The organism is Winogradskyella sp. Asnod2-B02-A, from assembly GCF_045063645.1.
Classification (GTDB): Bacteria; Bacteroidota; Bacteroidia; order Flavobacteriales; family Flavobacteriaceae; genus Winogradskyella.
Genome location: NZ_JBEFOG010000027.1, coordinates 466044 through 480497, shown reverse-complemented (window position 1 = coordinate 480497; position 14454 = coordinate 466044). Strand labels below are relative to the sequence as shown.

General features: G+C 30.9%; 13 protein-coding genes. 4 read left to right on the top strand and 9 right to left on the bottom strand.

Going from position 1 to position 14454, the window contains the following annotated elements; all coding sequences use genetic code 11:
* Nucleotide 1 precedes the first annotated feature (1 nt).
* The gene (locus ACJJVO_RS10245; RefSeq protein WP_405573640.1) at nucleotides 2-1018 is read left to right on the top strand and encodes a type IX secretion system membrane protein PorP/SprF; all 1017 of its coding nucleotides are present in this window, start codon (nucleotides 2-4) and stop codon (nucleotides 1016-1018) included.
* Between the two features lie 66 nt (nucleotides 1019-1084).
* Here ACJJVO_RS10245 and ACJJVO_RS10240 read toward each other — a convergent pair whose 3' ends face one another.
* Both ACJJVO_RS10240 and ACJJVO_RS10235 read right to left on the bottom strand, forming a co-directional pair.
* Nucleotides 1085-2254, bottom strand: coding sequence for a vWA domain-containing protein (locus ACJJVO_RS10240; protein WP_405573638.1), 1170 nt, complete (start codon nucleotides 2252-2254; stop codon nucleotides 1085-1087).
* 34 nt (nucleotides 2255-2288) lie between these two features.
* Nucleotides 2289-3320, bottom strand: coding sequence for an SIMPL domain-containing protein (locus ACJJVO_RS10235; RefSeq protein WP_405573635.1), 1032 nt, complete (start codon nucleotides 3318-3320; stop codon nucleotides 2289-2291).
* A 289-nt stretch (nucleotides 3321-3609) separates the two neighbouring features.
* Here ACJJVO_RS10235 and ACJJVO_RS10230 point away from each other — a divergent pair, with 289 nt between their 5' ends.
* Nucleotides 3610-5703, top strand: a complete 2094-nt coding sequence (locus ACJJVO_RS10230) for a histidine kinase (protein WP_405573632.1) — start codon at nucleotides 3610-3612, stop codon at nucleotides 5701-5703.
* A gap of 2 nt (nucleotides 5704-5705) precedes the next feature.
* Entirely contained in the window at nucleotides 5706-6440 is a 735-nt protein-coding gene (locus ACJJVO_RS10225) for a LytR/AlgR family response regulator transcription factor (RefSeq protein WP_405573630.1), read from the top strand.
* 11 nt (nucleotides 6441-6451) lie between these two features.
* On the opposite strand, the gene ACJJVO_RS10220 is transcribed toward ACJJVO_RS10225, so the two are convergent.
* Both ACJJVO_RS10220 and ACJJVO_RS10215 read right to left on the bottom strand, forming a co-directional pair.
* The gene (locus ACJJVO_RS10220) at nucleotides 6452-6688 is read right to left on the bottom strand and encodes a hypothetical protein (RefSeq protein WP_405573627.1); all 237 of its coding nucleotides are present in this window, start codon (nucleotides 6686-6688) and stop codon (nucleotides 6452-6454) included.
* A gap of 86 nt (nucleotides 6689-6774) precedes the next feature.
* Complete coding sequence (locus ACJJVO_RS10215) at nucleotides 6775-7566, bottom strand: DUF2797 domain-containing protein (RefSeq protein ID WP_405573625.1); 792 nt, start codon at nucleotides 7564-7566, stop codon at nucleotides 6775-6777.
* A 53-nt stretch (nucleotides 7567-7619) separates the two neighbouring features.
* On the opposite strand from ACJJVO_RS10215, the gene ACJJVO_RS10210 reads away from it, so the two are divergent.
* Nucleotides 7620-9137: a GH3 auxin-responsive promoter family protein gene (locus tag ACJJVO_RS10210; RefSeq protein WP_405573623.1), complete on the top strand. Its 1518-nt coding sequence runs from the start codon at nucleotides 7620-7622 to the stop codon at nucleotides 9135-9137.
* A gap of 285 nt (nucleotides 9138-9422) precedes the next feature.
* Here ACJJVO_RS10210 and clpX read toward each other — a convergent pair whose 3' ends face one another.
* From clpX to ACJJVO_RS10185, 5 genes are all read right to left on the bottom strand, one after another.
* Nucleotides 9423-10652 (bottom strand): ATP-dependent Clp protease ATP-binding subunit ClpX, encoded by a 1230-nt coding sequence (gene clpX / locus ACJJVO_RS10205; protein ID WP_405573621.1) that lies wholly within the window; start codon nucleotides 10650-10652, stop codon nucleotides 9423-9425.
* Between the two features lie 74 nt (nucleotides 10653-10726).
* The gene (locus ACJJVO_RS10200; protein ID WP_405573619.1) at nucleotides 10727-11401 is read right to left on the bottom strand and encodes a ClpP family protease; all 675 of its coding nucleotides are present in this window, start codon (nucleotides 11399-11401) and stop codon (nucleotides 10727-10729) included.
* A 150-nt stretch (nucleotides 11402-11551) separates the two neighbouring features.
* A complete protein-coding gene (gene tig, locus ACJJVO_RS10195; RefSeq protein WP_405573617.1) occupies nucleotides 11552-12874 on the bottom strand; it encodes a trigger factor in 1323 nt (440 codons plus the stop codon).
* A gap of 80 nt (nucleotides 12875-12954) precedes the next feature.
* Entirely contained in the window at nucleotides 12955-13302 is a 348-nt protein-coding gene (locus ACJJVO_RS10190) for a phage holin family protein (protein ID WP_405573614.1), read from the bottom strand.
* Nucleotides 13303-13347: 45 nt separating this feature from the next.
* Nucleotides 13348-14442, bottom strand: a complete 1095-nt coding sequence (locus ACJJVO_RS10185; RefSeq protein ID WP_405573612.1) for an energy transducer TonB — start codon at nucleotides 14440-14442, stop codon at nucleotides 13348-13350.
* Between the last annotated feature and the right edge of the window lie 12 nt (nucleotides 14443-14454).

Sequence of the window (14454 nt, the reverse complement as noted above, 5' to 3'; positions counted from 1 at the left end):
TATGAAATTAAAAAAGTATTGTTTAGTAGCATTTATAGCTTTTTTGGCAAATTATAGCTTTGCCCAAGAAGGAATTCCTATTTATTCTGATTATTTAACAGATAATTATTATTTAATTCACCCATCTATGGCAGGTGTTGCCAATTGTGCCAAGATTAGGTTAACAGCAAGACAGCAATGGTTTGGTGTAGATGATGCTCCTAGTTTACAAACATTAAGTATGAACGGTAGAATAGGAGATTCTCCTGTAGCTATTGGTGGTGTTGTTTTTAATGATGCTAATGGTTACCATTCAACCGTTGGTGGTTATGCTACTTTTGCTTATCATTTAATGTTTTCAAGAAATGAAATTGATTTAAATATGCTTTCTTTTGGTTTAAGTGCTGGTTTTTTACAGTATAAATTAGATGAAACAAGTTGGTTAGTTCCTGGTGAGCCTTATGATCAGGCTGTTGAAGGTATAGTGCAAAGCGCAACTAATTTTAATATTGACTTTGGGTTTTCTTATCATTTTGTAGATTTTTATGCACATTTCACAGCTAAGAATATTTTGGATAATGAAGGAATTAATTGGAACGGTATAGATGGATTTGAATATCAAAATTTAAGAACTTATTTATTGTCTTCTGGTTATACTTTTAGTAAGTTCGGTAGCGAATGGAGCTATGAGCCTTCAATTATGTATATGTATAGAGATGCTACTAAAGAATCTTCAATAGACCTTAATGCTAAGGTTTATAAAGAAATGGATTTTGGTAAAGTTTGGGGTGGATTATCTTACAGACGTAGTTTAGATGGTGCAGAGTTTCAAGATGGGTCTGGTGTTAGCAGCCAAAAATTACAATATATAACACCATTTTTAGGGATAGACTATAATAATTTTGTTTTTGCTTATACGTATTCTTATCAAGCAAATACAGTAAGTTTTAACTCTGGTGGTTTTCACCAATTAACTCTAGGTTTCAATTTTAATTGTAGAAGAGCGAAATATGAGTGTAATTGTCCTGCAGTAAATTAAATTATTATCATTTTATAGATAAAGAAAAAGGCTCAATTTTAATTGAGCCTTTTTTTTTAATCGTTATTATTCCCATTTGTAATTTTTGTTTTCGGCTTGTGTTTTTAAAGCTTTGAGCATGGCATTTTCTAAACTATTATTAGTACCAGAATTTTGCTCAGCTACATAATTTCGTCGCTTTAAGTTGAGTGCTGCAATTTCATCTTGTAATTTTATACGAGTTTTACTTTGAGCTTCAACATAAGATTTGATTTCGGCTTTAGATTTTCCTTTTAATTCTATTGGTAATTCGCTTTGTTTTAAATCTTCATATGAAAAATCTTCTTCTTTTTCGGCATCAACTAAATCCCAAGAACTATTTTTATAGAGACGAGAACTTTTACTTACCGTTCTACTTACGGCATTTGCCTTATTATAACTCATAGCATTAGAATCTTGTTCAGCTTGCATTTCCATCTTTTTTCTGCCAGCACTGCCATAGGCAATATAAGTTTTATTCAATTTTTCGTTGAGCTCTAATATTTTGTCATCATAAGGAGAAGCTATATGTACAGTTGCTTCATTATGATTAATAGCCATATAATTACCATGAGTTAAATCTGCTCCGTCTTTCCATGAGATTGAAATACCTTGATCATAATCTCCACAAAAAATAGTGTTTACAGTAATATCACTAGTGTGTGCTAGTTTTGATGCTTCCTTATAACTTACATTACCCTGAGTATACGTTTCATTTCCGGCTATAAAAATAAGCTTTAAATCATCTTTGTTAGTTCCCCATTCTAATTGATTGAGGGCTGTTTTAATTACTTTTCCACAGTATTCATTGCCTCCATTTGTGGTTAAAGAGAATAATGATTTAGAAATTTCGTCCAAATCATCACTAAAAGAAATGACTTGTCTTAAATAGCCTTCTTCTGCATTAAGATTATCGTTTCCATATTCGTAAAGTGCAATTTTAAGATTAGGACTTTTGTCTTCGCATTTTGCATAAGATAGTTCATTTACAATCTTCCATAGTTGAGCTTTGGCTTGGTCTATTAAACCATCCATACTATTACTAGTGTCTAATAGTAATGCAACTTTAATTTCGGGTTGTTCGGTTTTTGAATTTGTTTCGATTACGGTTTCTGCAATTAATTGATTAGAAATGTCTGATTTTTTATTGTTTGCATTGCAGGCCATTAAAGTGGTAAAGCATAATGCAACAATGAAAGGTTTATATTGTGTTTTCATGTTATGGGTTTTCTTTTAAATTATATTAAAATGTTTATTTTTTAGTATTTAACTCTTTAACATCTATTGTTCCGTTTGGAGATATTACATAGTACTTGTGGTCTATTTTTGTTTCTACAATTGGTGTGTCTTTTTTCTCTATTGGTTTGGGTGTAAAAGCGAGTTTTATATTCATGCCAATTTGAACAACGGGTTCTAAAATGGAAGGATTAATTACAACATCGTAATTCTCGTAGGTTAAAGGTTGGTAATAGTAAGAGGTCTGTTTTTTCGCTGTAGTTACACCTTTGTTTTTGTCTAAAGCTTCTACGGAAATACTATTATAAGCTTGGTAGCTTTGGTAAAAATCCTTCGGAAAGTAATAATACTTGTCATCTGCAATAGCTACGTTATAATTAGACATATCAAAACCTAGAACTTTATAGTACGCTTTTTTCTCTTCAATGAGTTTTAATAATTGATTTTGAAGATTTTTGTAAACGTCTTGAATATTATCTATATAATAATCAACCTTAACCAGGTTATATACTTCACTTTGCGCACAGGCTTCTAAAATCGCTTCAAACTGATTGGTTTTTGTAAATTGAATATGAATATTTTGTTGCAATTCAAATCCCTTAGGAACTTCTGTATACGTTTTACTGAATAATTTCTTAGTGACTTCAACTTCGTAAATTGGAATAAAAGAGATGACATCAATTGCTATATTATTTTGAGTAATACCTTTGGCACTTAAGCGATTTTTAATTTGGTCTATACGTTCTTTCATAAGCTGGTTTGTTACTTCAGCAGAAGGTCCCATTTGAGAGACGTTGAAAATGGCTGTGTAAGTTGTAGCACTTACATTTTGAAGTGCTTTTACATCAACCGTCAATATATTAGTTGGGTGAAGTGTTTGTTTAATTTGTTGTTGAACCGTTGGATTATAAATTTGAGCGTTTCCGGAACTTAAAATATTTTGTCTAGAAATATCTTTAGTGATTTCATTATAATTTCCTCGGTGTTGAGCAGCAAGATTAAGGCTGAATATTAATAAAAGCACTAATCCTAAATTGATTGTTTTCATGTGTATTATTGTTTTTTGATTTATAGGGTAAAGCTCTGTTGAAATAACAGTGATTAAAAACCAGAATGAGTAAAACACTGCTTTGGATGAGTATGGCTGACTATGTTTTTAGTATGAGTAGCCTTTTAACAATTAAAATGTATAGAATTCGGTATCGGTGATTTTTTGAAACCAAATAAAGTATGTAAGTTTAGTCCAACAAATAAAAGTGTAAGTGAGAATTTTTAAAACATATGGTTTATTACTATTGTTTTGTTGTATTGGATTTTTATCCTTTGGACAGAATAATATGTCAGATAAAAAGACCAATGAAGCTATATTTACTATTAGAGGCTCTGTGTATGATAAAAACACACACGAGCCATATAACGATGTAGAAATATTAGTAAATGGAGGGAAATACACTAGAACTAGTTTTGATGGGTCATTTAATGTAATGGCCAAAATGGGAGATGAGCTAATTATTAGCCATAAAGATTTCGAAACCATTTATTATGTCATTAAATCTAATGAACGTGTGATTATTGAAGTCGTTGATGCTGAAAAATCTAGTTTTCGATCCAAAAGTAATGGAGATGTAAAGCGCTTTAATGAGATGATTGATTCTGCAGATGTCTACCTAAAAAAAGACGCAGAGAAGAGTATAAAATTTATAGGTGATGCATTAAATGGAGGAATTAATACTTCACAAAGTGCAGAAGCACATGAGTTGTTAGGTGATATTTATAGATATTGGAAACAGTTTGATTTGGCTATTTCTGCATATAAAATTAGTCTCCAAAATACAAAGACAACGTCTGCACAACTAAAATTAGCGAAGTCTTATCTAGATAATGGTAATTTAAATACTAGCTTATCTACATTCAATGCGATTGATAAAAATACTTTATCTAATTATGATAAAACAATATGGTTTGAAGGTGTAGGAGATGTCTATGTAAAACAAAAAGATTATCCTAAAGGCATTAAAGCATATGAAGATGGTTTAAAAGTAGCTAAAAAGCATTTAATTGCTCCCAAAGTTACCGATCTCAATTCTAAAATGGCGCAAGTCTTTAGCGACCAAGGGCAAACCACTAAAGCAAAAAACTTCTTTAATAATTCCTTGAATTTAGCGGAAAAAGAAAATAAAAAACGTGCCGTAGAAGAACAGGTTAAAGTCGCAGAATTTAATAGCGCAAACGCAGATTACGAAACTGAAATAGTATTAAGAAAACAAGCTATAGAAGGAATTAAGGATATTGAAAGAGATTCTGTAATTGCTAATGAAAGCCCTATAACTTCGCAAAAACAAAACTACAAAATTGCGACTGCTTATTTACTCAGTGATGATTTAAATAATGCGATTCCTTATTTAGAGAAGAGTAGAGAGGAAGCTGGTAAAAAGGGAGATTTGGATGTTAAATTAGACGCAACTCGGAAACTCTCAGAAGTTAATGCGAGATTAGGAAATACCGAAAAAACAATAGCTTATAATGAGGAATATAAAGATGTAGTAGATGAGTTGTATGCTAAAAAAATACAAGAAATATCTCAAGCGGCTCGCTTTAGTAGAAATATTGCTGAGCAGCAAAATAGAATAACATCTTTAGAAAGTGATAGAGCATTATCTAAGAGTAAATATGAACTCACACAAGAGCAGAATAAGAGCCAGAAAGTTATTATTTATTCGCTTATTGGAGGTTTAGTTTTGTTGTTAATAACAGGTTATTTAATGTTTAAATACATAAAGCAACAGCGTTTAGCAAATAATTTATTGGCTTTAAAATCCTTAAGAAGTCAGATGAATCCTCATTTTATTTTCAATGCATTAAATTCTGTAAATACATTTATTGCAACAAATGATGAGCGCACTGCAAATAAATATCTGTCTGATTTTTCACAATTAATGCGAGCGGTTTTAGAAAATAGTGAAGAAGATTTTATTCCTCTTAAAAAGGAAATTGAGTTGTTGAATTTATATACCAAGCTAGAGCATTTTAGGTTTCAAGATAAATTTGATTATTCCATAGATGTAGATAGCACTATAGATGTTGAAGAATTCCAGATTCCACCCATGTTATTGCAACCTTATATTGAAAATGCAGTTTGGCATGGCCTACGTTACAAAACGGAAAAAGGACATTTGAGTATTAATATTCAACCAAAATCTAAAGACGAAATAACCATTACCATTTCAGATGATGGTATTGGTAGAGAACGCTCTAAAGCTCTAAAAACAGATCATCAGAAAAAGCAGAATTCAAAAGGGATGAACAACATTAAAAAACGTGTTGCCATTTTAAATGAAATGTATAAAGATAAGGTTGATGTATCAATCGATGATTTTCAACATTTGGAAGATGCAGGCACAAAGGTAGTTGTAACACTAAAGAAAGATTAAGTATGAAATTAAACGCTATAATTGTTGAGGACGAAGAAAATAGTAGACTAATTCTTAGAAATTACTTAACCAAATACTGCCCTAATATTGTAATATTAGGTGAGGCAGCAAATATTGAAGAAGCTTTGGTTTTAATACGCAACAATGATTTGGATGTTGTTTTTTTAGATGTAGAGATGCCTTATGGCAATGCTTTTGATTTATTGGATAAAGTTGGAGATATTGACTTTGAAACCATATTTGTAACAGCTTACAATCATTATGCTATCGATGCTTTAAATGCACATGCTTCTTATTATTTAATGAAACCAATTTCTATTGATGAGTTAATAAAAGCAGTAGATTATGTTACGGAGATTAGAACTAAAGAAGATGCACTTCAAGATCAGGTTTTAGTGCCAAAGACAAATTCTGTGAGTGGTAAAATAACCATTCCACAACAAGATGGTTTTGAAGTTATAGAAACTGCGGATATTATGTATTGTAAGGCAGATGATAACTACACAGAAATATATCTTAATACTAATAAAAAGAAACTCGTTAGCAAAACATTAAAGTATATAGAGGAAAGCTTACAGGATGCTAATTTTGCTAGAGTGCACAAAAGCTACTTAGTCAACGTCAATGAAATTGTAAAGTATGTTAAAGGTAAAGGAGGAAGTGTGATACTTAGTAATGGTAAAGAAATTATGGTTTCAGCTTCAAAAAAGTCTGATTTATTGTCTTATTTTAAATGATAAGACGTCTTTTATTCTGACTCATAATTAAACGGCTCAATAGGACGGTCTTCGTAATAATGCTCAAAGGTTTTGTTAGTTGTGTATTTGTCTTTTAATGTTTTGTAAACCATTAAAACTACTGCGATTTGCCCAATAACAGTTAAGTAAAAGACCCATGTAAACGAAAAATTTAAAGAGGCCATAATTGTTACTGTAATTAATAATAATGTGGTGATTATTATATACGGAAATGGTGAAGATTTCATAACTTAAATAATTTTTATATTAAGTTAATCATTTCATATAAAATTAAAAAGAGATTTAACGTAACTCTAACAGCAATTATGTAAAATTACATGCTCAATTCTACAACCAATCCTTCATTAGAACGAACATTAAATACTGTATTGTCTTCAAAAATTAAATACTGGCCTTTAATACCAACTAATTTTCCGGAGTAATTCGGTGTTTTACTTAGGTTAAGACTTTTAGGTTTAAGAGGATATTGTTCTACAGGGAAATGTATATGCGTTTCTGTATTGTTTTCAATAAAATAAGGTTGTGCTTCTTCTGGAATGTATTGTTTTAGCTTTTGCCTCCATTCTAATAAATCTTCATCTTTTATATCATTTTTTAGCATAGTTCTCCAGTTGGTTTTATCAGCAACATGTTCCTTTAATGCTACTTCGGTAATACCTGCTAAATAACGGTTAGGTACTTCTACAATTTCAATAGCTTCATGTGCGCCTTGATCAATCCAACGTGTAGGCACTTGGCCTTTTCTGGTAACACCAACTTTTACGTTGCTAGAGTTGGCTAAATATACAATATGTGGTTGCAGTTGTACTTGTTTTTCAAATTCGAGGTCTCTATCTTCAATACCTAAATGTGCAGTACTTAATTCTGGTCGCATAATCCAATCGCCAGCTAATGGTTTATCAAAAAAACAGGTTTTACAAAAGCCTTGTCTGTAAATTGGTCGGTCTAACCCACAGCTTAAACATTGGTGCCCAACAAGCTTTATATCAATAGGTTTGTTTAATAATTGATTGACATGTATAAAATCATTTTTAAAGACTAGATAGTATTGAATAGGCTCTAAAAATTCAGTTTGCATTTTTGTGAGGACTCCTGTGTAAACCATGAAAAAGTTTTAGTATTTTTAGCATTCATTTATGCCGTAAAGATAGCCAATCTATGCCAATTCCTATTGTAAATTCTATTGCTTCATGGTTTTTGAAAAAACGATTTCATCAAATTGAATTGTTTTTAAAATACCCAAATGAAGTTCAGAATGAATTGCTTTTTAGTCTTTTAAAAGTGGCAAAAGATACCGACATAGGTAGGCAATATGATTTTGATTCTATCAAAACGTATAGAGAATTTAATGCTCGAGTTCCGGTTATTAATTATGAAGATTTTCAGCCTTTAGTAGAACGTTCGCGTAATGGTGAACAGAATATTTTTTGGCCTAGACCTATAAAGTGGTTTGCAAAATCTAGTGGAACCACAAATGCAAAAAGTAAATTTATTCCTGTTAGTACAGAGTCTTTAGAAGATTGCCATTATGCGGCAAGTAAAGATTTGTTATGTATGTATTTAAACAATAACGAAGATGCCCAGTTGTTTACAGGAAAAAGTTTAAGACTAGGAGGAAGTAAAGAGTTATACAAAGAGAATGGTACTTCATTTGGAGATCTAAGTGCTATTCTTATAGATAATATGCCATTTTGGGCAGAATTTAGCAGTACACCAAGTAATAGAGTATCTTTAATGAGCGATTGGGAAACTAAGATGCAAGCTATTGTTGATGAGACTATTGAAGAAAATGTAACAAGTCTTGCAGGTGTGCCATCTTGGATGTTAGTTTTATTGAACAACGTTTTAGATAAAACAGGAAAAGATAGTCTGTTTGATATTTGGCCAAATTTAGAAGTCTATTTCCATGGAGGAGTAAGTTTCAATCCTTATGCAGAGCAGTACAAAGCGATTTTACCTTCAAATAATTTTAGATATTACGAAATTTATAATGCTTCTGAAGGCTTTTTTGCTATACAAGATCAAAATAACTCTAGTGATTTATTATTGATGTTAGACTACGGTATCTTTTATGAGTTTATTCCTATGGATAGTTATGGTACGTTACAGCAAACTGTAATTCCGTTAAGTGACGTAAAACTTAATACTAATTATGCAGTAATAATTACTACTAATGCTGGTTTATGGAGATATAAAATTGGTGATACTATTAGGTTTGTAAGCATAAATCCACATAGAATTAGGGTTACAGGAAGAACAAAACACCATATTAATGCTTTTGGGGAAGAATTGATTATAGAGAATGCAGAAGAAGCTTTTAAACGTGTGTGTAAACGTACTGCTTCGGAAATAGTTGATTATACTGCGGCTCCTATTTTTATGGAAGGTAAAGAAAAGGGATCACACGAGTGGATTATTGAGTTTAAAACTCCACCGGAAAACATGTCTTATTTTGAAGAGCTATTTGATAACGCATTGAAATCCTTAAACTCAGATTATGAGGCCAAGCGTTTTAATAACATGACGTTAAACAAGCCTAAAATACATTCTGCAAGACCTAATTTGTTTTATGATTGGCTAAAAGAAAATGATAAGCTTGGTGGTCAGCATAAAGTACCACGTTTATCTAACTCTAGAGTTTATTTAGAACAACTACTACAAATTAATAGTATTTAATTGTTCTATAGTTGTTTAAAAATGAGCAACTAGCTGTTTAACCTTAAAAACAACAGAAAGAAACAATATAACGGCAATCACATGTATTTTATCCAATATATATAATCAAAAGCACTTCACATTGATTATAGCTTATATATTCGTTAAAAATTAATGTGCTATTAACTTTTACAATTTTTAAAATATATTGCCAGCAATATTAAATTAATTAATTCCCTGACTAAAAAAACCACAATTCAGAACTGTTGAATTGTGGTTTTTTATTTGTTGAAATAATTACAACGTTTAAGAGACTGCTTTCAGCTTCTTTAATGTTGACTTATTTAATCTATCTTCAGCATAAGATTTTGTAATATTTAGTTTTGTTTCACCAGAACCTGGCAATTCAAACATGGCTTCTGTTAAAATTTCTTCACAAAGCGATCTTAAACCACGAGCTCCAAGCTTATATTCAATAGCTTTTCCTACAATATAGTCTAGTGCACCATCTGTAATAGTAAAATCAACTTCATCCATTTCAAACAATTTTTTATATTGTTTAATGATGGCATTTTTAGGCTCTGTTAAAATTGCTCTTAAAGTTTTAGCATCTAAAGGATCCATGTAAGTTAATACAGGTAAACGACCAATAATTTCTGGTATTAAACCAAAGTCTTTTAAATCCTTTGGAATAATATATTTTAAAATATTATCCTTATCAACACTTTCTTTATTTATAGAGCTATAACCAATGGCTTGCATATTTAATCGCTTAGTAATAACACGTTCAATACCATCAAACGCTCCACCTGCAATAAATAAAATGTTTTCAGTGTCTACTTCAATAAACTTTTGATCTGGATGCTTACGACCTCCTTTTGGTGGCACGTTTACTACAGTCCCTTCTAAAAGTTTAAGTAAGGCTTGTTGTACTCCTTCTCCCGAAACATCTCTAGTTATAGATGGGTTATCACTTTTACGAGCAATCTTATCAATTTCATCAATAAAAACAATACCTCTTTGTGCTTTTTCAAGATTATAATCTGCAGCTTGTAATAAACGTGTTAAAATACTTTCAACATCTTCACCAACATAACCTGCTTCTGTTAATACAGTGGCATCAACAATAGCAAGTGGTACATTTAACATTTTGGCAATCGTTTTTGCCATTAATGTTTTACCTGTACCTGTTTGCCCTACCATAATGATGTTACTCTTTTGTATTTCAATATCATCATCAGTTGGTGGTTGTAATAAACGCTTATAGTGATTATATACTGCAACAGACATTACACGCTTAGTGTTCTCTTGTCCGATTATATATTCGTCTAAAAATCCTTTTATTTCTTTAGGTTTTTTAAGCATTAATTCTGCACTCAGTTCTGAATTTCCAGATTGTTTAGATTCTTCTAAAACAATACCATGAGCTTGTTCAATACAACGGTCGCAAATATGCGCATCTAAACCTGCAATTAGTAAACTAGTTTCTGGTTTTTTTCTACCACAGAATGAACATTCTAATTCTTCCTTTGCCATCTTCAATTTTTTTAATTTCTACTACTGCAGAAATTATATTTTACATTTTAATTATTAGTCGAAAGTAATAAGGTTTACTTGCGCTTTAATACTTCATCAATCATACCATATTCTAAAGCTTCTTCTGAACGCATCCAATAATCTCTATCAGAATCTTTTTCAACTTGCTCTACAGATTTTCCAGAATGTTTTGCAATAACTGCATATAATTCTTCTTTAACTCTAATCGTTTCTTTTAAAGCAATTTCCATATCGCTTAACTGACCTTGAGTTCCGCTACTTACTTGGTGAATCATTACACGAGAGTGTGTTAAAGCAGAACGTTTGCCTTCTGCACCAGCACATAATAGAACTGCTGCCATAGAAGCTGCGATACCTGTACATATTGTGGCAACATCTGGTTTAACAAATTGCATCGTATCATAAATACCTAACCCAGCATAAACTGATCCTCCAGGAGAATTGATATAAATCTGAATATCTTTTGATGCGTCTGTACTTTGTAAGAATAATAATTGTGCTTGAATAATATTAGCGACTTGGTCATTAACACCTGTTCCTAAAAAGATAATACGATCCATCATAAGACGTGAAAACACATCAAAAACGGCAATATTCATTTGGCGTTCTTCAATAATGTTAGGCGTCATGTTAGAAGGGTACATGCTTTCTATAATCTTGCTGTAATAATTACTATTGATTCCTTGATCTTTAATTGCGAATTTTTCAAATTCTTTTCCGTAATCCATATAAATTTAAATTCTTTTAATTAATGAGTTTTCTTTTATAAAACTCCTATAATGCGCTATAAAAACTTTTGAAGAAAAAGCATTCCATAAAAAAGCGCAAAACCAATAAGTTTTACGCTTTAAAGATACTAATTATTTTAATGAGACTGATTAACTATAAAATTCTTTAACAAAATCGTCATAAGTAATTTCTTTAGTCTTAACGTTTGCTTCAGTCTTATAAAGGTTTAACAATTTCTGACTCATCAACTGCTCAGACATACGTTTTACTTCATCTTGGTTAGATAAAATACGTGCTGCTATGTCTTCTAGCTCTTTTTCTGAAGGATTCATTTGTCCAAATTGTGCCATCTGTCCTTTAATCATATCCATAGAATAAGATTTTAACTCTTCAAATTGCACTTGTAGTTTATGATCTTGAATCAATTTACCTTCTATAAGTTGGTAACGCATGCTTTTTTCAGACTTTTCATATTCTTCTTTAGCTTGCTCTTCTGTCATGGCTTCTTCACCTGCAGTTTGCATCCACTTTTGTAAGAAACTTGATGGTAAGTCGAATTTAGTGCTTTCAATTAAACTCTCAGTAACATCGTTTAATAATTTCTGGTCACCTTGTTGAGAAAATTGCTTTTCTGAATCTTCTTTGATTTTATCTTTCAATTCAGTTACAGAAGTTACTTTTCCTTCACCAAATAATTTATCAAATAACTCTTGGTCTAAATCTGCTAATTCACGTTCGTTAATTTCAGTAATTGTAAAGTTTACTTCAATATCTAAACCATGAGCGTCATCATGAGCGACTTTTAAGAACGTCATTAAATCATGATCGTCATTAAATAATCCTTTTGTTTTTAATGTTATAACATCGCCAACTTTTGCTCCGATAAATTTCTTAGGATTTGTTTTTCCTTTTAATTTATCTAAAGTAATCATTGTAGTATTATCGATTTCTTTTTCTTCGTTAGTGAAAGTACCTGAGATTTCAGATGCTTCTGTAACTTCTTTTTGAGAAACGATTTTACCGTATTGTTTTTGGATGTGTACAATCTGATCATCAATCATTTTGTCATCTGCAACAATATTATAATGTGTAATTGCTTTTTTGCCTTTTAATTCTACATCAAATTCTGGTGCAAGGCCTAATTCAAATTCAAAAGAAAATGCTTCAGCATCCCAATCTAAATCGTCTTGTGCTTTTGGTAAAGGGTTACCTAGTACATCTAATTTTTCTTCAACTAAATACTTACCAAGTGCATCTTGTAGTAATTTGTTTACTTCATCTACTAATACAGCTTTACCATATTGCTTTTTTACCATTCCCATTGGCACGTGGCCTTTTCTAAAACCAGGGATGTTTGCAGACTTACGGTAATCTACTAATATTTTTTCTACTTTATCGCTATAATCTTCTTTTGCGATATCAACTTTTACAACTGCATTTAATGCATCGATGTTTTCTCTTGTAATGTTCATTGTTATTGAAACTAAAATTGGGCTGCAAAAATACAATATTTTTTGCAACCCAACAACAGTTTTAAGCGTTTGTATATCAGCTACTTTTTATCGTCTTTTAAAAAAGATTGTAGTAATGATTGCAGTATAGATAGTAGAATGCTAAATAATATGGCTGTCCAAAAACTAGAGACACTAAATCCATCTACAAGTTTGTCTGCCAAAAGAATAATGCATGCATTGATTACTAAAAGAAATAATCCTAAAGTAACAATTGTTATTGGTAACGTAAGAATGACTAAAATTGGTTTTACTAATAAATTTAGAATGGATAAAACAACAGCAACTATTATTGCGCCAGTATAACCATCTACATTTACACCGTTTAAAATATTTGCTAAAATAAAAACGGCTAATGCATTTAATAAGAGTCTTAAGATGAGATTCATGATTTATCGTTTTGAATTATATCTAAGATACTAAATATTATATAATTATTTCTTAACTTGAAAAATAATAGGTACTGAAAAAGGCATTATAACAGTTTTGCCACTTTGTTTTCCTGGTTTTAATTTAGGGAGTAAGTTTATAACTCTAATCGCTTCCTTAATCAGTTTAGGATGAGGTGCTTTTGCTTTTATATCTATTATTTCCCCAGTTTTATCAACTTTAAATGTTACAAAAATCCGTTGAATTCCTGATAACCCGATATTAGCAGCTGAATTAGTATTGAAATTTGCTTTGATTATCTCATTGACTTTTTTATTCATGCATTTCTTTTTTCCTGAATTACCTTTAGAATTTTCACAACCAGGATAAATAGCAACTCTTTCTAATACACCATCTGGTACTTCAGTAATTAGTAATTTAGTATCGGTTTTTGAATTTGTAGCTGCCCCATAATAGAATTTAATTTTTTCTACCTTTTTACCATTAGCGTCATATTTTGTCCAAGTGTTATGTAGCCTATCCTTATTATAGTCTCCTTCCCATTCCAAAATCATATTTGGTAAATAGCGTTTTTCTTCGCCTTCTTTTTTGTCGTTTTTGTTTTTACCTTCTAATTTAAGGTTTCCATTTTTGTAAAAGTTTTTATAGATTCCATCTCTTACACCATCTTTATAATTTACCAACCATTCTACCTTTCCGTTTTTGAAATAGCGTTTCCATTCTCCAACTGGATCATAATTTTTATGCTTCGCTTCAATTTCTATGGATCCATTCTCATAATAACTCTTAAAATAGCCCGATTTATCTTGCCATTTGTACTTTATATTTCCACTTTCATAAAAACCAATACGTACATAAACACCATCTTCTTTTTTTGTTTTTCTGCTAACTATTCCATTTTCGAAATATGAAATTTCTTCTTTATTAAATTTACCATCATTATAACTGTATATCCTCGAAACTTGTCCGTTTTTATAATAGCGCTTCCATTCTCCAATACGTTTGTTGTTCTTGTATTGCCCTTCTTTTTTAAGTTCTCCAGAATCGTAGAACTCTTTATGTGGTCCATCAGGCTTATCTTGAGCTAATGAAAATTGAATACTAAATAAGAATAGTATAATTATTAATAGATATTTCATATTTAAAAAATA

Coding starts and splice junctions, on each gene's coding strand:
- ACJJVO_RS10210 (WP_405573623.1), top strand. CDS start 7,620: ATGCCAATTCCTATTGTAAATTCTATTGCTTCATGGTTTTTGAAAAAA.
- tig (WP_405573617.1), bottom strand. CDS start 12,874: ATGAACATTACAAGAGAAAACATCGATGCATTAAATGCAGTTGTAAAA.
- ACJJVO_RS10200 (WP_405573619.1), bottom strand. CDS start 11,401: ATGGATTACGGAAAAGAATTTGAAAAATTCGCAATTAAAGATCAAGGA.
- ACJJVO_RS10190 (WP_405573614.1), bottom strand. CDS start 13,302: ATGAATCTCATCTTAAGACTCTTATTAAATGCATTAGCCGTTTTTATT.
- ACJJVO_RS10225 (WP_405573630.1), top strand. CDS start 5,706: ATGAAATTAAACGCTATAATTGTTGAGGACGAAGAAAATAGTAGACTA.
- ACJJVO_RS10185 (WP_405573612.1), bottom strand. CDS start 14,442: ATGAAATATCTATTAATAATTATACTATTCTTATTTAGTATTCAATTT.
- ACJJVO_RS10215 (WP_405573625.1), bottom strand. CDS start 7,566: ATGGTTTACACAGGAGTCCTCACAAAAATGCAAACTGAATTTTTAGAG.
- ACJJVO_RS10220 (WP_405573627.1), bottom strand. CDS start 6,688: ATGAAATCTTCACCATTTCCGTATATAATAATCACCACATTATTATTA.
- ACJJVO_RS10230 (WP_405573632.1), top strand. CDS start 3,610: ATGTCAGATAAAAAGACCAATGAAGCTATATTTACTATTAGAGGCTCT.
- ACJJVO_RS10240 (WP_405573638.1), bottom strand. CDS start 2,254: ATGAAAACACAATATAAACCTTTCATTGTTGCATTATGCTTTACCACT.
- clpX (WP_405573621.1), bottom strand. CDS start 10,652: ATGGCAAAGGAAGAATTAGAATGTTCATTCTGTGGTAGAAAAAAACCA.
- ACJJVO_RS10245 (WP_405573640.1), top strand. CDS start 2: ATGAAATTAAAAAAGTATTGTTTAGTAGCATTTATAGCTTTTTTGGCA.
- ACJJVO_RS10235 (WP_405573635.1), bottom strand. CDS start 3,320: ATGAAAACAATCAATTTAGGATTAGTGCTTTTATTAATATTCAGCCTT.